This is a genomic window from Brevirhabdus pacifica (assembly GCF_002797755.1).
Lineage (GTDB): Bacteria > Pseudomonadota > Alphaproteobacteria > Rhodobacterales > Rhodobacteraceae > Brevirhabdus > Brevirhabdus pacifica.
Genome location: NZ_PGFI01000019.1, coordinates 1 through 21,514, shown reverse-complemented (window position 1 = coordinate 21,514; position 21,514 = coordinate 1). Strand labels below are relative to the sequence as shown.

Genomic DNA, 21,514 nt, shown 5'->3' with positions numbered 1-21,514 from the left:
CGCTGCAGGCGCATCAAGGGCAACGGCACTTCAGATCATACTGACAAACAAGCGAAACCTGTCCGATTCGCCGAAAGCCCCATTACGGCATCTTTGCCTTTTTGAGGGGCAGCGGGCCTTCATCGGCTGGAATGTCAGGAGGGGGTGTCCCCTGCCCTGCTACCAGTCGCGCGCAAGCATGATGGTCAGTACGCGCATGGTGGTGGCGGGATTGTCCGGGGTCTCGGCGCCATAGCGGAAGTCGGAATCCGCTTCGTACAAATCCAGTTTCCAGAACACGGTCTCGCCCCGGATCTCGACCGCCCCGAAATCGTGCCATCCCTCGGGATCATTCTCAGGCTCGAATGTGGCAAACTCACCGGTCGCCTTCACCGCCTCGGCCATGAAGCCGTCATCGGCCTCCATAAGCGAGCGGGTGACATGCATGCGGCCCTGGATGGGTTGCGCGGGCGGCACTCCATGGCACGCGAGCTTGCGAAACGCGTCGTTCTGCGCCGCGATCAAGGTCGGATCGGGACTATCTGGTTGGGGTTGAACGGTCATGGACATGGGGATCTCCTTTGAGAGGTTTGAAACACCCTTCTCAAAGCCCGCTTTTTCTTTTCCGCTTGGCGGATGAATCGAGGCCGAAGGCGCCCCACCCGAACAGCCCTTTGGGTCTGTAATTCGGGTTGGGGATGGTTTCGATCCAGCCGCCTTGTTCTTTGATGCTCTCGAGCGCTGCCGAGAGCGGATAAGCGCCCTCGGCAGCGCTCCACCAATAGGCACCGCGCTTGAAGGTGATGATCTTGCGGCGGCCGTCGTTGAAGCAGGCCACCCGCAGCGTTTTGGGTTCCTTACGTGACATGGGTGTCTCCGTTCTCCGTGTGGTCAGGCGGCCTCGGCACTGCGCCCTGCCCTGCCCACCTCCGATCTGGCGATCAGATAGTCGCAGGCGCGCTGCGCGTCCGCGGCGTGCCGGAAGATCGCGCCCTTGTCCGACCGAAGAACGCGCAACCAGTTGTGCAGGTAGGCGGCATTCATCTCGAGCGTATGCGCCGTGAAGCCGAGCGTCTGACCCAGGAACACCGAGGTCAATTCCGCGACGATTTCCTCGCGCGCATAGGACGTGTTGCCAAACTTCGAGAACCCGAAATCACGGTTCAGTCGATGCGGGGCTTTCGTGGCATGGGCCAGCTCATGCGCCCAGACCCCGTAGAAATTGCGCGGGTCCTGAAACCGTGTGATGGATGGCATGTAGACCTTGTCCACGGGGGGCAAATAGTACGCCTCCGTGCCCGTGAAGACGGTTGTGATGTCGATGGCATCGAAAAACGCCTGCATGTGCGGGATCGGCTCGGACGGCGGATGCTTGGGCGCGGGCTCTGGGTCAGGGTAGAAGCTGTCGGGCAAGCCCTCGATCTGGCAGGCATTGAACACACGGTAGGATTTCTGGAAGCGGAAGATACGGGCTTCCTCGGAGTGATCATCCCCGTCGCTGTGAACATGCTCATCGCCGGCGTCTCTCCGGCTTTGACCGTAGTAAACGACGACAGAGGATTTCTCGCCCTTGCGGACCTTTGCGTCCAACGCATTGGCCTGCGGCAACGTCATCCAAAAAGGCGAGCTGTGGCCCGCCATCACTGTCCGCATCGTCAGCAGGAAGTTGTTCACTCCCTGGTAGGGTTCCCCGCCCACGCGCAGGGGACGAGAGCTGCCACCTGCGGTCCAGGGCTTGCGCCACGGCAGGACGCCGCGCTCGATGATGCGGATGATTTCGTTTGTGATGACCTCGGAGGCATCGAATTTGGGCGTGCGGGATCGGGCCATGACTGGCGTCCTTTCGAGTTTTGGTGAGAGGGAATGGTGATCAGATTGACTGAAGGGGCCTCGGATCGTTGGCGATCCTGGCACCGAGGACTTCGACCATGTCGATGTAGGTGGTCAGCGACACGGACCTGCCGGGACCCCAGGGTTCAGAGTCGTCCGATCCGTCCCGCGTCACCCGCGGCAGGTTCGCGAAGGCAATCACATCGGTGACGGGTCGGATATCGATGAACGGGGTCCCTCGTGCGACAGCAAGAGTGGCCAAGGGAAAGCACTCGATCGGCGCGAAGGTCGACACGGTGGTCCAACCGAGATGGATGAACGTGCCGCCCTCTCCGCAGATCACATGCGCGTTTGGCAATGACGCCGCCTGCTTCAGATAGCTGAGGTTACGCAGGACGGTCTCGCGCTCGCGCCGCTGTGCCTGCCCCGTCTGGCCGGATCGGCGTAGTTCCTTGTGTCGCCACCACGAGGCAGCGGTCGCGCGCAATACGCGCAAGACACCTGTTTGCATGAGAATGCCCTTCATCAGGAACGGCAGACCGGAATCCGGCCCGGACCCATCTGAGCGACCCCAAAGGCCCTCATCCGTCAGTCACAAAACCCGAAGGACACTTTCACTCTTTGGGGAACTGATGCCGGAGAATGTTGAATGCGAAGCTCATGAAAACCTAGGATCCTGCACTTTCCGGCATCAGATCCCAATGAAGAACAGGGTCGGGCCCGGAAACCCTCTTTCGGGCACCCCAAAGGCCTGACCTCCCCCGGCCCTCCTCTTCCTCTCAGACCCCATGATCTCCACAGGCGCCTTGTTTTTGTTCCTGTTATGTTCTATTTTGAAAGACGAACTATGAAGGGAGATCCCCGATGGAAAGCACCACTTACGCCCTGCCCGCGACGCCAAAGCAGATCGCCTATGCGCGCGCGCTGGCCTTGCGCAACCAGACGCTTCTGCCGTGGGAGGTTCAGCAAGATCGGCGGTCCCTGAGCGCCTGGATCGACGCACAAGCCAAGTTGAACCCGGGCGCGCAGGACAGCCGCCCGACATCGAAGCAGGTCGCCTTCGCCGAGCGTCTCGCCCGGATCAAACGCCGCGCCGTCCCGGATGAGTGTTTCCGCGACAAGGGGCTGATGTCAAAATGGATCGATGGGAACAAATGAAGCTGGGTAGCCCCTGCGGTGATTGAGACTACTTCAGCCGATCAACAATCGATGCCCCGCCCGACCTGGCAAGCGCGATCAGGCTGGACTGGATTTTGGATGTGAAGACGGAACTGAACGTGCCGATGGGCGTGCGGTCCTCCCAGACATAGGACCGCTCCAGAATATCGGTGTTGATCTCGTCCAGCATGACCCATTTGCGGACATGGGTTTCTGACCCCACGCGCTGCGACTCGATCTGTGGCACCTCGATGATCAGCACGATGTTGACGAGCGTTGCCGCAACAAGCAGCCGGAGCGGGGTTCGGGTACACCCCATTGACTCTAGCCTACGGCGACCCCGAACAGCGCACCGACCCCGGCTGTCGCCGCCATTGCAAGCGCTCCCCATAGCGTGACCCGCGTGGCCCCACGGACGACGCCTGCGCCGCCGGCCGAAGCGCCCAATCCGCCAAGAACCGCAAGGCCAAGGATCGTCGATCCCGCCACCAGGGGAGCGATCTGCGCCTCCGAGACCAGCAGCACGACGATCAGGGGCAGCACCGCCCCAACGGCGAAGGTCAGTGCGGACACCAGAGCCGCCTGGATAGGGCGGGCGGTAAAGGTTTCCGAAATGCCGAGCTCGTCGCGCGCATGCGATCCGAGCGCGTCGCGTTCAGTCAGTTGCACGGCAACCTTTTTCGCCAGGTCGCGGTCCAGCCCCCTTTCAACATAAATCAGGGTTAGTTCCTCGAGCTCGGCCTCGGGCGTTTCCTCGAGTTCACGGCTCTCTCGGGCGAGGTCCGCCTGTTCGGCGTCAGTTTGCGAGCTGACCGAGACATACTCCCCCGCCGCCATCGACATCGCACCAGCCATAAGCCCGGCCAGCCCGGCGATCATGACCTCGGGCTTGCCGGAGCCTGCGGCCGCGACGCCGACGACGAGGCTCGCGGTCGAGACAAGACCATCGTTGGCTCCGAGAACGGCGGCCCGCAACCAGCCGATGCGATGCACCATATGGATTTCAGAATGTGATAGACGGCTCATGGCGTGGCTCCTTGAACGATGTCACCTTGCTCTGACGTGATGGCCTGTGGTTTGCCCGTAGCTGGCTCCTGCGGCGCGATGCGCAGCGCGCGCAGGGCGTTCAGGATCACGGCAACGTCGATCACTTCTTGCAGGAGCGCGCCCTGGACCGGCGTGAGGTAGCCGAAAGCGGCCGCGATCATGCCCATGACAGACAGGCCGATCCCGGCGACAACGCTTTCGACCGCTATCCGCCGCGAGGCCCGCGCGATCTCGATGCCGGGCCCCAGCCGGTCGATCCGGTCGACGAGCAGCACCACGTCGGCGGCCTCGGCCGAGGCCGCGGCGCCCCGTGCCCCCATTGCCACGCCTACATCGGCTGCGGCCAGGGCGGGCGCGTCGTTGACACCATCACCCACCATCATCACCGGCCCGTGTTTATGCTCGGAAAGCACCAGTAACACCTTTTGATCCGGCGTCAGACCGGCCCGCAGCCCGTCGAGGCCCAGCCCCTCGGTCACGCGCTCGGCCACGTCCGCGCGGTCGCCAGTAGCCAGAAGGATGCGCGCGATCCCTTGACGGCGCAGACCGTCCAGCATGGCACCCGCTCCCTCGCGCAGCGGGTCGGACATGACGAGGTGCCCGGCCATGTGACCGTCAACTGCCACTGCGACAAGGACCGATCCGGCGCCCTTGGCGGGGTGATCGCCCACCATCCGCCCGACACGGGACGCCACGAAGCCGTCGCCGCCGACGATCACCTCGCGGTCCTCCACACGACCCAAGACCCCTTCGCCCGGGATCTCAGCCACTTCTGTCGGAACGGGCAGTGTGAAGGCCCGCGCCTTTGCGGCAGCGACGATGGCCTGCGCCACAGGGTGTTTCGATGCCTGATCGAGCGCGGCGGCAAGGCGGAGGATGTCGTCCTCGGTCATGCCATCGTGGCTGTCGATCGAGATGATCTGCGGACGGCCATCTGTCAGCGTCCCCGTCTTGTCGAGGATCAGCGTACGGATGCGCGCCATTGTCTCGAGCGGCCCTGCGCCCTTGATCAAAACGCCAAAATGCGCCGCACGCGAGAGACCCGCGACCAGTGCGACCGGCACGGCAAGGATCAGCGGACAGGGCGTGGCGACCACCAGCACGGCGACCGCGCGGATCGGATCGCCTGTGAACCACCAGGCCGCGAAGGCGATACTGACGGTGACGACCAGAAAGCCCAGCGACCAGCGGTCGGCCAGCCGGGACATCGGCGCTTTGGACGCCTGCGCTTCCTCCACTAGACGAACGATCCCGGCATAGGTGCTGTCCTTGGCCTCGCGCGTCGCCGTCAGGTCGAAGGCCTCGCCCGCGTTGGTCGATCCGCTCATGGCGTCGGCCCCGCGCGCCAGCCGGACTGGCAGGGACTCACCCGTCAGCGCCGCGGTGTCGAGGAAGGCGGTGTCGGACGCCACCGTGCCGTCCACGGGAACGACATCACCCTGCCGGATCAGCAGGCGATCGCCCGGTGCGATCTCCTCGAGAGGCACATCCTCAAGACCGCCGTTCCGGTGCCGCGTCGCGGTCCGGGGTACGCGGGATAAAAGATCCTTCATCGAACGACGTGCACGGCCCTCAGCGAAGGCTTCGAGGAAAGTGCCTCCAGAATACATGACTGCGACGACAGCCGCAGCCAAGGTCTCGCCGAAGACAAGCGCCGCCGACATCGACAGCGCGGCAACGATATCGAGGCCCACCTCGCCGCGCCCAATGCTCCGGACGATTTCGACCACAAGCGCTGCCAGCGCGGGAACAACTCCTGCAATCCAGATCAGGGTCGCGATCTCTGGTTGGCCCGCAAGGTAGAATGCGAGTCCCACGATCAGCCCGGTTGCGGCCATCAGCAGGAGTGCGGTCTTGAAGCGATCGGTACGGGTCTGTTCCATGCGGCTCATCTTCCCCCGGCTGAGGCGATTGCCGCTGGTTCTTCGGAAAAAAGACGCCCGACTCCCACGCCCATTGCATTGCCTTCATCATCGCGTAGAAGAAACAGGGCGTCGAGTCCACGTTGTCTTGCGAGGTCCGCACCCCTCTCCGCACCGAGCACCATCAGCGCCGTCGCCCAAGCATCGGCCTCGGCACAGGTGCGGGCCACGACGGTGACGGAGGCGGGCGGCGCGATCAGCGGCGCGCCACGTCTCGGATCCATGGTATGCGACAGGCGGCACCCCTGAACCTCCACCCAATGGCGGTAGTCACCGGATGTCGCGACGGCGGCGTCCTGCAGCGCCAGAACCGATTGCGGCGTCCGGCGATCAGGGTCCGGCGCTTCTACCGCGATGATCCATGCCTCGCCATCGGGGCGCAGGCCCATGGCACGCATCTCACCGTCGATGCCGACAAGGGCGTCGGCAATCCCATGATCGCGCAAGGTCTCGGCGAGCTGGTCGACGCCATAGCCCTTGGCGATGCCGTTCAGATCCAGCGCAATGGGCGCGGTCTTGCGCAACTGCATCCCCTCGATCTCCAGCACCTCCTGCGCCGGGCGGCGGGGGGCGTCCATCGCGGCGCGGATACCCTCGGGCGCGGCGGCCCCGGGCCCGAAGCCCCAGGCCGTCACCGCATCGCCCATTCCGATATCGAAGGCCCCGCCCGAGGCGCGCCCGATCTCGAGCCCGAGGCGCAGGACCGCCCGCAGTTGCTCCGGCACCACCACCCAATCGCCCACCGGCGCCGCGTTGATCCGCATGAGCGCGCTCTCCGCGTTCCACGTCGACATCTGCGTGTCCACCTCGTCGACAACCGCCTGAAGGGCGGCACGGATTGCATCCGTGTCGCGGCCCCGATCCGCGAAGAACAGGGCCGACCAGCGCGTGCCCATGGTGGGGCCGTTCAGGACGATGCGCGCGCGCTCAGTAGACATCTTCGACATACCGCCCCTCCGCCTTCAGAACTGCGGGCGTCAACCCGAATGGTGAGAGAATTTCGGCCAGCGCATCGGTCACACCCATGGCCATGTCGCGCCCGCCGCAGACCATCACGCGGGCCCCGTTGCGAAGCAAACGCGCAACTTCGGTGGCCTCTCCACGCAGCGCGTCCTGCACGTAATGCGGAAGCGTCCCGCGCGAGACGGCCGTGACAAGCCGGGTCAACCGCCCCTCTGCCTGCCAGCCGGCCATCTCCTCGCCATAGAAGAAATCGCTGTCCGCATGCCGCATGCCGAAGAACAGGTGCACGGGCCTGTGCCGCGCATTGCCGCGGATGAAGCCCGCCAGCGGCCCGATGCCGGTGCCCGCCCCGATCAGGATCAGCGGGGTGCGACCGCGACCGGCGTGAAAGCCGGGATTGCGCCGCAGAAAGGCCCGGACCGTATCGCCCGGTTCCAGCGCGGTCAGCTGGCCCGAGGCCAGACCGCCCGGATGCTTGCGCACCACGATCTCGACGAACCCGTCGCGCCGGCCCGAGGCCAGCGAATAGAGGCGCGGCACCGGGCTGCCCTGCGGCAGGACGCCGATCAGGTCGCCCGCCTGGAACCGTGCGAAGCCCGTGCCCGTCAGCCGCTGCCACGGCGTTGCGCGCGGCAGGGCGAAGCGCAGGATCGCGGCCCCCGCCTGCATCTCGGCCCCGTAGTTGCGCCGCGAGACGAGGGTCAATGTTTCGGTGCGCGGCGAGACGGGCTGATGAAAAAGCTCGAGAGAGATGCTAAGCGCCTCGCCAAGAGCGCGGCCCCAGCGCGCGAAATCCTGTGGCGATTGGCGGTCGATCGTGTCCAGCGGCATGAGTTCGGCCCAGCCCTTCGCCTGCGCCGCTGCCGCAACGGCGTTGGCGAAGGCGCAATAGGCCGGAAAGCTGCGGTCGCCGAAGCCGAGCACGGCCATCTGGATATCAGGCACAGGGGCCGACGCGTTCAGCCGGTCGAGAAAGCCCTTCGCCGAGGACGGAGCGGCACCATCGCCATAGGTCGCGGCGAGCAGGATGATGCGCTCGGCACGGGCGTAGCGCTCTGGCGCGAAGCCCGACATCGGGCCAACATGGACGCCCTGCCCCGCTGCCGTCAGCGCGGCATGCAGGGTCGCGGCGAAGCCCCAGGTGCTGCCACCCTCGCTGCCGACAAGAATGATCGTCTCGGCACGGCCCGCGGGCTGGTTGCCCCGGATGCGCGGCCGCCCGCGCCGCCCGGCAAGCCAGATCAAGACGCCGGTCACGCCCATCGCCGGCACTCCGAGCGCCATCATCCCGAGCACAAGGCCGAGCGTCGCGGCCCCCTGCCCCGTGTGCAGCATGTAAATGGTTTCCGAGACGCGCTCCCACCCGGTCAGGTCGGCCCATGCCACGAGCGCGCCGGTTCCCTGGTCAAGATAGCCGGTGCCCCGGTCGGTCTTCAGTGTGAACACGTCCGTCGCGTCGCCGGGATAGGGAAAGCTCAGTTCGCGCAGCTCGGCGACGGGGGCCTGCAGCAGCGTGGCCATCTGATCGAGAGCGAACCCAATTTCTCCGCTCACTTCGGTGGGATCAGCCGGCAGGACGCTACCGTCCGGCAGAAGATCGAAGGTGGAGGCTGTCATCCAGAGGGCGGTGGTGGAGGACAGAACGAGGCCGATGACGGCGATCCGGGCGATCTCGACATGCAGCCTGCCCGCGAACGGACCGCGCAAGGACGCGAACCAGTGCCGCCATCCGCCCGCCCGTCGCGCGACCAGCATAGCACCCGAGAGCGAGAGGACCAGCATCGCCGCGGCCCCGGCGGCCATGGCGATACGCCCGCCATCTCCGAGGAAGAGCGAGCGATGAAAGTTGGTGAGCCAGCGAAGGGCCTGGTTCGGGTCGGCCGAGGCCACGCCCGCGCCCGTCGCCGGGTCGATCACGGCAGCACCCGGCGCGCCCTGATCGAACCAATAGGCGGTGATCCGACCGGAGGGCGACCGCCGGATCTGCTCGACGCCCGGATAGACGACCTGGATGCGGTCCGCGAGGGTGGCGACTGTCAGGCCAGTCTCCACCTGCGGCGCGGTGATGCGCTCGACTGCCGGAAAGACCGAGAGCGCAGCGCCGCTCAGGCTCAGGATCGTGACGAGCGCGAGTGCCAGAAGACCCGGCCAGCGATGGAGTATACGGATCATGGCCCTGCCCCTCACATGTCGTAGGAGAAGTTGGCGATGTAGCGCCGCCCGGTCACCGGAGTGCCCGCGCCCGCCGTCGTCAGCGGCACGGCCACCTCGTTCGGGCTGTCGCGCATATCCTCGACCGCCGCGTCGATGTGCAGCGTGTAGCCCGCATCGAACAGCGCATCGGCCAGATCAAGCGTGATTTCGAGACTGCGGCCCGCGCCGACGCTGGCGCCGGTGATGCCGTTTACCTCCGCGGTATCGCCGCCCGTGGCACGGTACCAGTCGCTAAGATGCTCGTAGTACTTGGACTTGTCGCCGGCCATCCAGAGACTGCCGACATAGGCGCCCGAGGCGTCGGTTACGTAAAGCGCGAGGTAAGCGCCGTCGCCGCCATAGTTGTTAAGGGTGGTTGTGAGCGTCACGGGCCGTGCCATAGCGAGGCCGGGAAGCGTGAGTGCGGTGGTAAGCGCGAGCGTTGCGAGAAGTGATTTCATGGGAATGATCCTTGTTCAGGGTGCTTCGGAGCTGTTCAGTTCACCTGAACCTGCGGAGGGGCGCCGTTTCCGAAGAGGCCGTTCTGCGGAGGAGCGACCGTTCCAGCGGGCGCGGGATTGCGGGCGCCACCGCGGTCGTCGTCATCATCCTCGTAGTCCATCTCGACGATCTGCAGCGTCGCCGGATCGAGCTTCACCTCGATCTCGCGGCCATCCTGGTCTCGGCCTTCGATTTCGTAGCAGCCGTCGTCGATCTCGAAGTCGCGCACCGTCCAACCGTTCTGTTCGGCCATCTGCATGGCGGCCTCGCGCGGCTGCCACTGGTCACGGGGCGCATTGCAATCATCGTCGTCGGCCAGCGCAGCGCCGGCGGGCAAAAGTGCGATCAGGGCAAGGGCGGTCAGGGTCTTTTTCATGGCAAGGGGTCCTTTCGTTTGATGAGACCAATCTGGCACCCCGACCTGAGGGCATCCTGACGCCCCAGCGATTCCTGCTTCAGCTTGCCGTCAGGAAAATGGCCCCGCCGATGAGGGCGGGGCCAAAAAAAGATGCGAGCGCAGGCTACAGGGCTGGCATGGCTATGCGCCCTGCCCCGCGTTCAGGTGAATTCGAACTGCTCGAAGCGGACACGGCGAGGCGTTTGGCCTTGTGCTTTCAAGCCCTTGAGAATCCCGTCCTTCAGACCGGTTGGGCCGCAGAACCACAAATCGGCTTGCCGGATCGCGAAAGGGACCGCGCCAATCAGGCGCTCGGCCGTGAGCCTGCCATCGCGCGTCGTAACGACCACCTCGAAACTGAACCTCGGGTTGCGGGCAGCCGCAGCGCGCAGCGTCTCTACCCCAATCGCCTCCTCTTGTGTCCGAACGCAGTGGATGAGGTGAATGTCGCGGCTATCCGCTTCGCTCAGGCTTTCGGCCCAGGCGAGGAACGGCGTGATACCGATGCCGCCCGCCAGCCATATCTGGCGCGCACCGCCCTTGCGGAAATTGAACCGTCCATATGGCCCTTCGACCTGCACGCGCGTTCCGGTCCGCAAGATGGCGAGCAGGCTTCGTGTCCAGCCACCCAAGCCCCGGATGGAGAACGTCAGGGTGCCGTCAGGGCGCGGGGCGCTGGCGATCGTGAAGGGGTGCGGCTCGGACAGTCCTGCCTCTGGCGCGCGGAAGAAGGCGAATTGCCCCGGCCGCCACCGCATGGCCCGCCCCTCGGGGCGGAGGGTTAGCGTGGTGGTGTCCTTGGTCTGGCTGATCTCTGTGACGGTGAATTCTCTACGCCGCAGGTACGGGGCGACCAGCTCGGTGAATATCCACGCGATCACTCCCGCGATGCCAAATGTGTTTAGAAGCACCGAGAGCGATGGATCTACCTCTGTCGGCAGGTCGACGAAGAACTGGTGAAAGACCACGATTGCAAAAAGGGCCCCCATGAAACGATGGCTGAACCGCCAGATCTGATAGGGGATTTCCAGTGGGGTGAAGGGCAATCTCCGGAACCAGCTGACAGCAACCAGGGCGAGAAGCGCGTTGAAGGCAAGTTCGCCCGCCTCTTCACCAAGTTCACCAAGAGAGGTTTCACGCACCAAACGCTCGAAATCCGGCTCGATCTGCTGGTGCAGGATCATCAGGACCATTGCGGAAATACCAAGCCACTTGTGGAAACGGTACATGCGATCGAGACCGCCGAACAATGGTTCCACCAGCGGCGGCCGTGCGGCGAGGATCAGGGTCTGTGCCATCGCGACAACTGCCGCGGCCCCGACGGCAATGCCAAGTGCTGCATCCGCGCCATAGGGCGCATAGGTGTTGAACCCGATCAGTGCCGCCAGCAGGCATGGCAACGCAACCAGCACCGGGCCCGTCAGAGCTAGAGGAGAGTTTAGGGAAAGCCGGGAGAGTGGCGGCAGGCCCGGCACCGGGACATTACCGTCGCGACGCGCTGCATCAGTCATCGTCGCGTCTCTCGTGATCCCGCTCGCGGCGATCATCCTCGTCGTCCTCGTATTCGAACTCGATTATCTCCAGCGTGGCCGGGTGGACAGTCACCTCGATCGCACGCCCCTCGGCATCCCTCCCATCGATCTCGTAGCAGCCGTCATCGATCTTGATCCGGCGCACCGTCCAACCATTTTCCTCAGCCAGCATGGCAACAGCATCGCGCGGCTGCCAGTCGGCCATCGGCACGAAGCAATCGTCGTCAGCCAGCGCCGCGCCGACCGGAAAGACCGCGAGAAAGCCGATAATTGTCAATGTCTTCTTCATGGGGCACACTCCTAGTGGCTCGCCTCTTGATGCCATTCATGCGCCGCGAAGCTGACGGCAGCCTGAAGGGGCTCGACCCACAAGCTTCAGCTTCGTGTCAGCCAGACGGATCATGGAGGGACATCAGGAAAGGACGGGTACGACCATGCGCATATTGCTGATCGAGGACGACACGACTCTTGGCGCTGCCGTGCGCGACCAGATCGCAGCTGATGGCCAGTCAGTAGACTGGGTCACGCGGCTAGACGCGGCGGCAGACGCGATGAGCGCAACCTCCTACGACCTGCTCCTGCTCGACCTCATGCTGCCAGACGGACGTGGTATCGGGTTCCTCAAGGGCCTCAGGACGCGTGGAGACGTGACGCCGGTCATCATCCTGACGGCGCTCGACCAGGTGTCCGATAGGATCGAAGGCCTCAATGCGGGCGCTGACGACTATCTTGTGAAGCCCTTCGACCTGTCGGAACTGTCGGCACGGATCGGATCGGTCGCGCGGCGCTACAGCGGCAACCCCAACCCGATCCTGACCCACGGACCGCTCGACATCGACCTTGCCGCGCGCAGCGTCCATCGGGATGGCAGACATGTGCCGCTGACGGCGCGGGAATGGGCGCTCTTCGAGGCCTTCCTGGCGCGTCCCGGGCAGCTCCTGTCCAAGGCGCAGTTGGAGGAGAAGCTCTACGCTTTCGACGCCGAAGTCGAGAGCAACACCATCGAGGTGCACGTGAGCCGCCTGCGCAAGAAACTGGGGAGCGCCATCATCGAGACCGAGCGCGGCATGGGTTACCGGCTGGGCAAGCCATGATGTGGCCATCCAGCCTTCAGGTACGGCTCGGCTTGTCACTCGGCCTTGTGCTGACGATCCTCTGGCTCGCCGCCGCCACGGTTACCGCGGTGATCGTTCGGGGCGAGATGGATGAGGTCTTCGACAGCGCCCTACGCGAAACCGCCGAGCGCATCCTGCCGCTGGCCGTGACCGACATCGTCGGGCGAGAAGATCAGGGTGTGACGCAGCGCCTCGCGCCGATCCGGGAGCATGACGAGTTCTTCACCTACATCGTACGCGATGCCGAGGGACGCATTTTGCTGCAATCCCATGCGGCGGACCCTGCCGTGTTTCCTCCATACGATGGTCCGGGATTTGGGCAGAACGCCACACATCGCCTCTACAGCGACGCGGCGCTCCAGGGGACGATCAGCATCACCGTGGCCGAACCGTTGGCGCATCGCGCTTCGGTTGCTCGGGAAATCCAGATGAGCCTTGGCCTGCCGCTGCTGGTTGTGCTGCCGTTGGCGCTCGCGTCGATTATTCTCGCTGTGCGCTTTAGCCTCGCCCCTCTCCATCGGTTCCGTACGCGGCTTGAAGCGCGCGGCGTGCGCGACCTGTCAGAAGTACCCGCGGCCGACCTGCCGACGGAAATCGGCCCGCTGGCTGCAACCTTGAACAGCCTTTTGGCTCGGTTGCGCGACGCGTTCGAGGCTGAGCGAAGTTTTGCAGCCAATGCGGCTCATGAACTAAGGACACCATTGGCGGGCGCTATCGCCCAGGCGCAGCGACTGCGGTCAGAGACCAAAGATCCGACCATCGACGCGCGCGCCGCCGAGATCGAGGCGACGCTCAAGCGTCTCGCTCGGCTGTCCGAACGTCTCCTGCAGCTTGCGCGGGCGGAAGGCGGTAGACTTCGGATGGACCAGAGCGCTGATGTCAGAACCATCACTCGGGTCGTGGTGGAAGATATTGCGCGCAGCACAGAGAACGGGCGCCTTATGTTGAACTTGCCGGACACGCCTGTCTTGTCTGATATCGACCCCGACGCATTGGGAATTCTGTGCCGGAATCTGGTGGAGAACGCCCTACGCCACGGGGCGCAGAATGCCCCAGTCGAGGTTACACTCACGAGCGACGGGCAGTTGATCGTGGCGAACGAGGGCCCCGCGGTAGCAACCCAAACACTCGAACGCCTGACAGGGCGCTTCGAGAGGGCAGATGCAAAAACTGATGGTAGCGGGCTTGGCCTCGCTATCGTCTCAGCCATCGCAGAACGGATCGAAACCTCTCTCTTGCTCCAGTCACCACGTCCCGGTGAAACTTCTGGATTTCAGGCATCCGTCAGATTGCCAACGGATGCTCCAAATGCCCATGTGAAAGATCGGGAGCATTGGCCTTGAAGTCTCACGTCGCAGCGCCCCGAGGGGTGCGGTGTCGATGATGGTTGTTGTAGACATGATTCTTCATTCTGAATGCGAGTAATCGCACTCATCCCATTGATATTATTACACTATAGGGTGATTGGGGGCGGAATCTCCGCCCCCCGCTGGATCACGTTATTCCGAGGCCAGCATCGACGCGCCTTCAGCAGGCAGGTCATCCGTCAGAAATGCAGGAAGGTCAGCTTCACTGACGCTGTCAGCCGCTTCGGCATCCGCCCCCTGCCCTTCGGCATGGTCCTCATCGTCCAGCGCCACGAGATCGTTCCGGCGCATGACGCTCGTCGACCAGCTTTGCCACCACGCTGTCCTTCAGATCGCTCGCCTGCGCCGGCATGTAGATGTGACGCACTGAGGCTTCGAGACAGCTTCCCGAAGCAGAGGAAGTGCGGAAGGTGTCCGTCACAATCTTCAGCAGCAGCAGAATCAACGCCACGTCGGGCGAGCGCCCGATCGCTTCACGCAGCGCCAGCGTCCGGTGTGCCGTCAACTCGATTACGAGCCGCTCGGGCAGTGGCTTCAGCGCTCCGTCATCCTCATCCTCCGGGAAGTCAGCTCCGATCGGCTGGCCACCCGACATAATGATGGTTCCGCCAGGAGCGGCACTGCCATGGCCATCGGTGAGATCACGATCAGCACCCTGCCCCGCCACCGCAGGATCAGTATCATCCTGGACCGCTGCCTCCTCAACAGGCTCATCCTCTGACCGCACATAGCCGCGATAGACGGCCAGCGCGCCGTAGCGGTCGAGCGTGACGAACGCCCCTGCCCGCCCGATCTCCTCCGCGTCGAAGATCAACGGCCGGGTCTCGATCCTTTCCATCTCCGCTTCCAATACGCCAAGCCGCGTGTCGACCTTGTCGGGGATCTCATCCTGACCCGCGTATTCCTCTTCCAGCGCCCGATACTCGGCGAGCAGCTTGGCATGGGCCGCACCTTCCTCATCCGTCATCGGTGCCGGATCGCCGGATAGGGACCGCAGCCTGTAGCTGTAGCCGTAGGGCAGGTCAAGCGCGACTTCGATCCACTTCCAGCCCTCAACCGCAACCGTCTCAGCCTCGGCCTGGAGTTTTTCCGTCACCAGCCGATCGAGCAGGGCAGGGTCCTCGAGCCAGCCATCGTCATCGCCCTGAAAGAGGTCATGCAGCATCGTGCCGCCTGCCTCTTCGTAGGCCTCAACACCCACAAAGACCGCGCGCCGGTCGGACGCTCGGACCGAGGTCTCGGTCAGCATGCGCCGGATCTGGAATGGCTCCTTGTTCCAGGATGAATGGATCACATCCCAGACCTGAACCTGACGCGCGTGATCGGGGTTCACGGTGAAGGCCATGAGCTGCTCCAGCGTCATGCCATCCTCGGCATAGACCTCAAGCAGGGCAGGGGCGACGGAAGCGAGTTTCAGGCGCTACTTCACGATCTGTGGCGTCACGAAGAAGGCGGCAGCAATCTCTGCATCGCTCTGGCCCTTATCCCGCAGCGCCACAAACGCGCGGAACTGGTCGAGCGGGTGCAGGGCGACGCGATGCATGTTTTCTGCAAGGGAATCATCCTCGGCCAGGATGTCGGACGCAGCATCGCGCACGATGCAGGGAATGGGCGTGGTCTTTGCCAAACACTTATGCTTCACCAGCAGGGACAATGCTTGGAACCGACGGCCACCGGCCGGGATCTCGACTTGCCGGTCTCGGTGCCATCGTCAGCCAACACGGGCCGCACGCTCAGGCTCTGCAAGAGGCCGCGGCGGGCGCTGTCTTCGGCCAGTTCCTTGACGGACACGCCAGCCTTGATGCGCCGCACGTTGGACTGACTCAACACCAGTTTGTCAAAAGGGATATCCCGGGACGGGGACAGGGTGATTTTCTGGACAGCTTTCGTCATCAGATCTTCTCCACGACGGGCGCCGGAAGCCACTCTCCCGATCTCATTTCCCGTCACCCTCAAACCAACACTCCTTTCCCTCTCGATGATCGTATGGTTGCCAAGAGGCGACTTAACAGCTGTTAAGTCATGCCAACTGAGCACCGCGGCGTTGAAACTTAACAGCTGTTAAGCCGCACTTCGCCGACCGATCAAAGCCATGACCATCGGACCGCAAGAGAATTCGCCCGCCGCGGCCTTGGACGTCAGCGCCCGCAAGTATCCACCCGGTGATCTGATGTCAGAGAAACGTTCCAGCATGGCCACGACGACGATCGAGGCTTGCTCTGGTCCCATGCAGCGTTGCGCTTCTTCCCACGCAGAAACACTGATCCCCATGGCCGGCCTTACATGACAAGCCGCGTCGAAAAGTTGGTGCCAGTGTCGAATGTCGCCCTGATAGAAAGTCTTGAGCGAGGGACAGCCGGCGATTACCAGGTGGAGAGGGATTTTCGGCACCCGCCTCGTGTCAGGCTCTTCAAGGTCAGCCACGGGCTCACCCGTATCATCATCAGGCGCGCGTCCCGCCGCCCCGCCTTTTTCTAAGGCAGGTTCAAGATCTATAGATTCTTTATTTGAATTATGATGGTGACGCTCACATTGGGCATCATTGGTGTTCATTTCTTCTGTTTCAGGACCGTCAATCACATTACGCGCCTGGTCAAGAAGGGTCTCCAGTTCAGTCCGAAATGCCGACAGATCCTCAAGCGAGAGTTTGCGGCGAAGAGCGCGGGCGGTGAGGGCTGCCTTGTCGCGGAGCTGGTCCCACAGGCCAAGCCCGGGCTGGATCTCCTCGCCGAACTCCGCCAGAGCGGCCAAGTCGCGACGCATAAGGCTCACTACCTCCCTCAGTCGCCGCACACGGTCCTCGGCCTCACGCACAGCCTCTGCAGCCCGTGCAATATCCTCGGCCCGGCAATAGAGCGGGGAGAGATCAAAGCCGAAGGCCACCCGATCTTCGCCACGCTTGCGCACATACCGCTTCCCATTGGGGCTATCGCGCCGCATGAGCAAGCGTGCCTCTACCAACCGGGCGAGGTGACGGCGCATCGTCGAGCAAGGCATGCCGTTCAGCCGCTCGCAGATCGCCTTGTTGGATGGGAAGACGACCATTTCGGTGTTCCCGCCAAGCGCATCGTCCGGAAAGAAGCTGAGAAGCCCCTGAAGAACGGTCAGATCGCGCTCGGAAACCCCAAAGGCCGCCTGTGCCTTGGACAGCTCGCGGAGGAGCTCCCACTTGTTGACGGGCCTGCCGGGAACAGACGCCTCAGGACGCTCGACCACGCGCAGATGGGCGTGCGATATCGGCCGCATAAACGGCGAAATCGGTGTGTAATCCATGATGTCATTCACGAAGGCAAAATTTCCCTGGCCCGCGAATCGCTTTGCGCTTGCGGGAAAGGGGCCAGATCGCTACATTCAGAGGTGCGAAAACTGAAGTTTTGTAGCGGGCTGGTCCCGTGCGAAACCTAAGAAAGGTCTCGTGAAGCTTGCTTCTCGGGGCCTTTTTCTTTTCTGCCTGTCTCGTGCCTCCTTTTTGATTGTTGCTCTTCCTCAGTCTTCCGAACGCTTCCAGCGCTCGTGAAGCTCGGCGATCAGCTGCGGGGCGTTGCCCTCAAGCCAGCTGACAAAATCGCTCTCCTCGGCCTTCAACTCGAGCTTGAGTTGCTTTCCACGACGTCCGGTCGTGACAGTGGCGGCACCGACCCCCGGAATCACCGTGCCGGGCCGCCCGCGAGGGCGAGACGAGGATGTGGTCTGTTCGGGCTTCCCTGCAGCAGAGAGGACGGCCAAAAATGCATGATCGGATTTCTCGTCAATACCGCCTTGGTAGGATGTTTTGGCCTCACCCGCCAAAGCTGCAAGCAGTTCGCGATCGGCATCCGTAGCCCCCAGCAACTTCTTGAGCTCTTCCCACCTGGGCCGACCAATGCCCGGAGCGGCACCGATGGCGAGGACCAGGTCCTCCCCAACGGTGCGGACCACGCTTAACAGCTGCGACACTCCTGCCTCGGTCAGATTGAGAACCTCGGCGACACCCTTGTTAGTGCGTTCGGATGCGCTCAGATGGTCACCGTCGAGCAAGGCTGCGGCAACAAGCGCTCGTTCGATGAAGCTTAGATCCCGCCGCTCTTGGTTCTCTAACAGCTGATCACGAAGTGCCTGATCGCCCTCCATCTCTGTGACAATGGCGCGGACCTTGATCCCAAGTTCTCTGCAAGCTTCCAGTCGACGACGGCCATAGATCAGGCTGTAGCGATCACCATCAAGCGGCCGGACGAGGATTGGTACTCGCTGTCCGTTCTTGGAAATTGACGCCTTGAGGCCCGCAGTCTCAATCTGCAGCCTGTCATCGAGCCGACCTGTGATTTCGATTTGGTCAGGCTCGATTTCGAAAACGCCGCCGCGCAGCCTGCGCCCTTCAAGAGCGTCGGGCGCGTTGCGCAGGGTCTGCAGTGGCAGTCCCAGTTTAGGCTTTCTTGCCATTGCGTCCCCACGTGTTCTGGATGATCGCCGCGATCTCGTCGTTGACGGCGTTCATGGATTCGATTGCACGATCGAAAGTCTGACGCGTGAAGTCCTTCTTGTCGGCCTCGTAGAGCGTCTGCTTCGTCAGCCCTGCATCAGAGATCGCAGTAGACTCAACCATGTGGTTGGTCAGGACTGACCTGCCGAACAGACCCCGGATGAAAGCAATGACCTCGGTCTGCGGGGCATCACCCACCTTGTAGCGGGTCGGCAGAAAGCGCAGCCAGTCGAAGCGAAGGTTTGCGCCAGCATCCCGGATGACGCCAAGCAGATCAGCGGTCATTCGCAGAAACTGCGACATGGACATCAGATCGAGCATTTGGGGGTGAACGGTAACAAGCACCCCTGAAGATGCTGAAAGGGCGGACATGGTTAAAAAACCAAGCTGCGGCGGACAGTCGATGACGACGACGTCATAGTCCGCTTCGACACTGTCGAGCGCGTCGCGCACACGGGCAAAGAATGCGCGGGCGCCGCCACGCTGAATGGCTGCCGGTGTCTCATGTTCGAATTCCATGAGCTCGAGGTTCCCGGGAATCAGGTCAAGACCACGGATGTAGGTCTTGCGGATCACGTCCGAGATCGGGACCGGTTCATCGTAGCGAACCGCATCATACAGCGTGCCACCCTCCATCAGGTCCAGCTCAGGCTGGATGCCATGCAGCGCGGAAAGGGATGCCTGGGGGTCCAGATCGATCGCAAGGACACGATATCCCTTGAGAGCCAAGCGCTGTGCAAGGTGAGCGGATGTTGTCGTTTTCCCGGACCCGCCTTTGAAGTTCACAACAGAAACAATCTGAAGCTCGTCACCGGCACGACGCCCCGGAACGTAGGTTCCAGGCTTCTTCGCGTTTGCCTCAAGAGCGTGGCGAATCTCCCAGATATCATCGAGGGTATATCGCCGGTGGCTGCCCGCAGTGGTTTCGACGTCAGCGATCTTTCCTTCTCGATGAAGCTTGCGAAGGTAGGTATGATCGACGCCAAGCAACTCGGCCGCCTCGCCGCTGGTCAGGCTGCGCATGACTTTTTTGGCGTCGGGAGGGAAGTGGGCAGCACGTTGCGCATGAAGATTGGACGCAAGAAGCTCTGCGTAGTGCCCGATGGCAATGTCCAGGTCCTGCTCAGCTTCGCTCATCTCTGCCTCGATTCGTGGGCGCGTTTTTTATGTGATCGCGCGTTATTTATCGAGACTATTGCCCGAGCTATCAGATTCGTGCAAGCTCTTTCTAGATTTGGTGTCAGTCGCTGCGTCATGCACAAGAGTAGCTAGGGTTTGCGGCAGGCTTGTCTTAGGAACCTTTCGGATATACATTACAAGACGTATATCCGCATGGGAGGTCACGATGCAGGTCGCAAAATGGGGTAACTCGCTGGCCGTCCGTTTGCCCGCGGAGCTCGTCCGAGAGCTTGGTCTCAAGGAGGGTGATCAGATCGACCTGGTCAAGGACGACGGTCGGGTCAGAGTCCGTCGCCTTGCTCGTGCGGATGAGGTACTTACCGGCCTGCGCCGCTTCCGGGGCAAGTTGTCCGCAGCAGAACGTCTGAGCCGCGACGACGCACATGAGCGCTGAGTTCGCGGACACGAATGTCGTTCTTTACCTGCTCGACGATGGCCCAAAGGCCGATCGCGCCGAGGTCATCCTGGGGCAGGGGCCCCGGATCAGCGTTCAGGTTCTAAACGAGTCACTGGTGAACTGCCGCCGCAAAGCTGGCCTCGGTTGGGAGGAAGCAGCGGCCTTTCTCGAAGGCGTGCGCGCCTTGTGTCCCGTCGAAGATCTCTCCGTGCAGACCCATGACGTCGGCCGCGCTTTGGCGGAACGCTACGGCTTCTCGATCTACGACGCGATGATCGTGGCCAGCGCTTTGGTTGCGGGGTGTACCACGCTGTGGAGCGAGGACATGCAAGATGGCCTGCTGGTGGAAGGCCAGCTTCGCATCGTCAACCCCTTTGCATGAGCGGACGGCTTCTGTGCCTGAAACTGACCACAACCTTGTAATCCTTCCCTGTAGTGGAGGATTTGCAAGGTTGTTAGGCTACTCAAGCAGCCCCAGCCTCTCCGCCCGCTCCAACAGCATCTTGACTGACGACGGCTGCCATCTCGTTCGGCCACGTGGTGTGCGTTCGCGCATAGATTCCAGCCGTTCACAGATCGCCTGGAGCGTGATGTCGGGATCCGCGCCCTTGATGGCGGCGACGATGGCGGGCAGGCGGTCGTCGGTTTCGCGGCGGCCGGCGCGGGCCAAAACTGTCTCGGGCAGGAAGCCGTCGCGGACATAGGCCTTCACGGCGCGCAAGAGACGGCTTTGGGTCCAGCGACGCGCCTCGGGCAAGGGGCCGTTGATGATGCGCACCACGTCTTCCCAGGCCAAGTCGGGGCGCAACCGGCGCACATGGGGCACCCAATCTTGTGCCGTTTCGTTCAGACGCTCCATGTAGCCGTCCTGTCGCGCTAGCCGCACCTTGCGAAGAGCGGCAGGGTCTTTGGCCCGCAGTCCAGGGTTTCCGCCCACGCGGCCCTTTGTGCGCGCACTGGCGAGGCCGGCCTTGGTGCGCTCCCGGATCAGGGCGCGCTCGAACTCGGCCGCAGCGCCCAAGACCTGCAGCGTGAACTTGCCCTGCGGGGATCCAGTGTCGATCGGGTCCTGGATCGAGCGAAAGAACGCACCCCTGGCCTCCAGCCGCTCGATCACTTCCAGCAGATGCGACAGAGACCGCGCAAGCCGGTCGATCCTCACGACGACCAGCGTATCGTCACTCTGGATGCGTTCGAGCACACGCCCAAGCACCGGCCGCGCGCGATTGCCGCCTGAGGCGTGCTCTTCATAGATTTCGGCGCAACCCGCAGATTTCAGGGCCTGCGACTGGGGCAGGGGGGTTTGATCCTCTGTGGATACGCGCGCATAGCCTATCAATGGCATCAAAACAGTCTTTTTGCAGTTTCATATAGCGCCAATAAACGACCGTTTGCAAACGCGCGCAAGGGGTGTTTCCCTCGTCGCGCTGAGTTCGGGAAGCCTTGTATCTATGGGCTGAAGCCCACGAGAGGCG

General features: G+C 63.1%; 22 protein-coding genes and 2 pseudogenes. 5 read left to right on the top strand and 19 right to left on the bottom strand.

The window, feature by feature from the left end:
* Nucleotides 1-159: 159 nt before the first annotated feature.
* From CLV77_RS16210 to CLV77_RS16195, 4 genes and pseudogenes are all read right to left on the bottom strand, one after another.
* Complete coding sequence (locus CLV77_RS16210) at nucleotides 160-549, bottom strand: DUF3768 domain-containing protein (protein WP_076981301.1); 390 nt, start codon at nucleotides 547-549, stop codon at nucleotides 160-162.
* Nucleotides 550-640: 91 nt separating this feature from the next.
* A pseudogene (locus tag CLV77_RS16205) lies at nucleotides 641-847 on the bottom strand (DUF6330 family protein); the annotation flags it as partial.
* Between the two features lie 23 nt (nucleotides 848-870).
* Nucleotides 871-1,809, bottom strand: coding sequence for an ArdC family protein (locus tag CLV77_RS16200; protein ID WP_037239986.1), 939 nt, complete (start codon nucleotides 1,807-1,809; stop codon nucleotides 871-873).
* Nucleotides 1,810-1,849: 40 nt separating this feature from the next.
* Nucleotides 1,850-2,335: a hypothetical protein gene (locus CLV77_RS16195; protein ID WP_076981302.1), complete on the bottom strand. Its 486-nt coding sequence runs from the start codon at nucleotides 2,333-2,335 to the stop codon at nucleotides 1,850-1,852.
* Between the two features lie 338 nt (nucleotides 2,336-2,673).
* Between CLV77_RS16195 and CLV77_RS16190 the strand changes: the two genes are divergently transcribed.
* Nucleotides 2,674-2,967, top strand: coding sequence for a hypothetical protein (locus CLV77_RS16190; protein WP_045685415.1), 294 nt, complete (start codon nucleotides 2,674-2,676; stop codon nucleotides 2,965-2,967).
* Nucleotides 2,968-2,995: 28 nt separating this feature from the next.
* Here CLV77_RS16190 and CLV77_RS16185 read toward each other — a convergent pair whose 3' ends face one another.
* The 9 genes from CLV77_RS16185 to CLV77_RS16145 form a co-directional block, all read right to left on the bottom strand.
* Nucleotides 2,996-3,286, bottom strand: coding sequence for a hypothetical protein (locus CLV77_RS16185; RefSeq protein WP_009503882.1), 291 nt, complete (start codon nucleotides 3,284-3,286; stop codon nucleotides 2,996-2,998).
* Nucleotides 3,287-3,291: 5 nt separating this feature from the next.
* Nucleotides 3,292-3,993: a VIT1/CCC1 transporter family protein gene (locus CLV77_RS16180; RefSeq protein ID WP_009503881.1), complete on the bottom strand. Its 702-nt coding sequence runs from the start codon at nucleotides 3,991-3,993 to the stop codon at nucleotides 3,292-3,294.
* Entirely contained in the window at nucleotides 3,990-5,897 is a 1,908-nt protein-coding gene (locus tag CLV77_RS16175; RefSeq protein ID WP_009503880.1) for a heavy metal translocating P-type ATPase, read from the bottom strand. The genes CLV77_RS16180 and CLV77_RS16175 overlap by 4 nt, the downstream gene beginning before the upstream one ends.
* Nucleotides 5,898-5,902: 5 nt before the next feature.
* Nucleotides 5,903-6,883: an FAD:protein FMN transferase gene (locus tag CLV77_RS16170; RefSeq protein ID WP_037239984.1), complete on the bottom strand. Its 981-nt coding sequence runs from the start codon at nucleotides 6,881-6,883 to the stop codon at nucleotides 5,903-5,905.
* Nucleotides 6,864-9,071 (bottom strand): PepSY domain-containing protein, encoded by a 2,208-nt coding sequence (locus tag CLV77_RS16165; RefSeq protein ID WP_009503878.1) that lies wholly within the window; start codon nucleotides 9,069-9,071, stop codon nucleotides 6,864-6,866. The genes CLV77_RS16170 and CLV77_RS16165 overlap by 20 nt, the downstream gene beginning before the upstream one ends.
* 11 nt (nucleotides 9,072-9,082) lie before the next feature.
* Nucleotides 9,083-9,553, bottom strand: a complete 471-nt coding sequence (locus tag CLV77_RS16160; protein WP_009503877.1) for a DUF2271 domain-containing protein — start codon at nucleotides 9,551-9,553, stop codon at nucleotides 9,083-9,085.
* A gap of 35 nt (nucleotides 9,554-9,588) precedes the next feature.
* Complete coding sequence (locus tag CLV77_RS16155; protein WP_009503876.1) at nucleotides 9,589-9,969, bottom strand: PepSY domain-containing protein; 381 nt, start codon at nucleotides 9,967-9,969, stop codon at nucleotides 9,589-9,591.
* Between the two features lie 182 nt (nucleotides 9,970-10,151).
* Nucleotides 10,152-11,537, bottom strand: a complete 1,386-nt coding sequence (locus CLV77_RS16150; protein WP_009503875.1) for a ferredoxin reductase family protein — start codon at nucleotides 11,535-11,537, stop codon at nucleotides 10,152-10,154.
* Nucleotides 11,494-11,811, bottom strand: a complete 318-nt coding sequence (locus CLV77_RS16145; RefSeq protein WP_009503874.1) for a PepSY domain-containing protein — start codon at nucleotides 11,809-11,811, stop codon at nucleotides 11,494-11,496. The genes CLV77_RS16150 and CLV77_RS16145 overlap by 44 nt, the downstream gene beginning before the upstream one ends.
* A gap of 145 nt (nucleotides 11,812-11,956) precedes the next feature.
* Here CLV77_RS16145 and CLV77_RS16140 point away from each other — a divergent pair, with 145 nt between their 5' ends.
* Both CLV77_RS16140 and CLV77_RS16135 read left to right on the top strand, forming a co-directional pair.
* The gene (locus CLV77_RS16140) at nucleotides 11,957-12,616 is read left to right on the top strand and encodes a response regulator transcription factor (protein ID WP_009503873.1); all 660 of its coding nucleotides are present in this window, start codon (nucleotides 11,957-11,959) and stop codon (nucleotides 12,614-12,616) included.
* Nucleotides 12,613-13,980: a sensor histidine kinase gene (locus CLV77_RS16135; RefSeq protein WP_009503872.1), complete on the top strand. Its 1,368-nt coding sequence runs from the start codon at nucleotides 12,613-12,615 to the stop codon at nucleotides 13,978-13,980. The genes CLV77_RS16140 and CLV77_RS16135 overlap by 4 nt, the downstream gene beginning before the upstream one ends.
* Nucleotides 13,981-14,136: 156 nt before the next feature.
* Here CLV77_RS16135 and CLV77_RS16970 read toward each other — a convergent pair whose 3' ends face one another.
* The 5 genes and pseudogenes from CLV77_RS16970 to repA form a co-directional block, all read right to left on the bottom strand.
* Complete coding sequence (locus tag CLV77_RS16970; protein ID WP_009503871.1) at nucleotides 14,137-14,277, bottom strand: hypothetical protein; 141 nt, start codon at nucleotides 14,275-14,277, stop codon at nucleotides 14,137-14,139.
* A 13-nt stretch (nucleotides 14,278-14,290) separates the two neighbouring features.
* Nucleotides 14,291-15,897: pseudogene (locus tag CLV77_RS16920) on the bottom strand (ParB/RepB/Spo0J family partition protein); the annotation flags it as partial.
* A gap of 168 nt (nucleotides 15,898-16,065) precedes the next feature.
* Complete coding sequence (gene repC / locus CLV77_RS16125) at nucleotides 16,066-17,277, bottom strand: plasmid replication protein RepC (protein ID WP_009503869.1); 1,212 nt, start codon at nucleotides 17,275-17,277, stop codon at nucleotides 16,066-16,068.
* Between the two features lie 213 nt (nucleotides 17,278-17,490).
* Nucleotides 17,491-18,423, bottom strand: coding sequence for a plasmid partitioning protein RepB (gene repB, locus CLV77_RS16120; protein ID WP_009503868.1), 933 nt, complete (start codon nucleotides 18,421-18,423; stop codon nucleotides 17,491-17,493).
* Nucleotides 18,407-19,600, bottom strand: coding sequence for a plasmid partitioning protein RepA (gene repA / locus CLV77_RS16115; protein WP_009503867.1), 1,194 nt, complete (start codon nucleotides 19,598-19,600; stop codon nucleotides 18,407-18,409). The genes repB and repA overlap by 17 nt, the downstream gene beginning before the upstream one ends.
* Before the next feature lie 208 nt (nucleotides 19,601-19,808).
* Between repA and CLV77_RS16110 the strand changes: the two genes are divergently transcribed.
* Together CLV77_RS16110 and CLV77_RS16105 are read left to right on the top strand one after the other, a co-directional pair.
* Nucleotides 19,809-20,036: an AbrB/MazE/SpoVT family DNA-binding domain-containing protein gene (locus CLV77_RS16110; RefSeq protein ID WP_009503866.1), complete on the top strand. Its 228-nt coding sequence runs from the start codon at nucleotides 19,809-19,811 to the stop codon at nucleotides 20,034-20,036.
* Nucleotides 20,026-20,421 (top strand): PIN domain-containing protein, encoded by a 396-nt coding sequence (locus tag CLV77_RS16105; RefSeq protein ID WP_009503865.1) that lies wholly within the window; start codon nucleotides 20,026-20,028, stop codon nucleotides 20,419-20,421. The genes CLV77_RS16110 and CLV77_RS16105 overlap by 11 nt, the downstream gene beginning before the upstream one ends.
* A gap of 78 nt (nucleotides 20,422-20,499) precedes the next feature.
* Here the strand turns inward: CLV77_RS16105 and CLV77_RS16100 are convergent, their stop codons facing one another.
* The gene (locus CLV77_RS16100) at nucleotides 20,500-21,384 is read right to left on the bottom strand and encodes a recombinase family protein (RefSeq protein ID WP_076981303.1); all 885 of its coding nucleotides are present in this window, start codon (nucleotides 21,382-21,384) and stop codon (nucleotides 20,500-20,502) included.
* Between the last annotated feature and the right edge of the window lie 130 nt (nucleotides 21,385-21,514).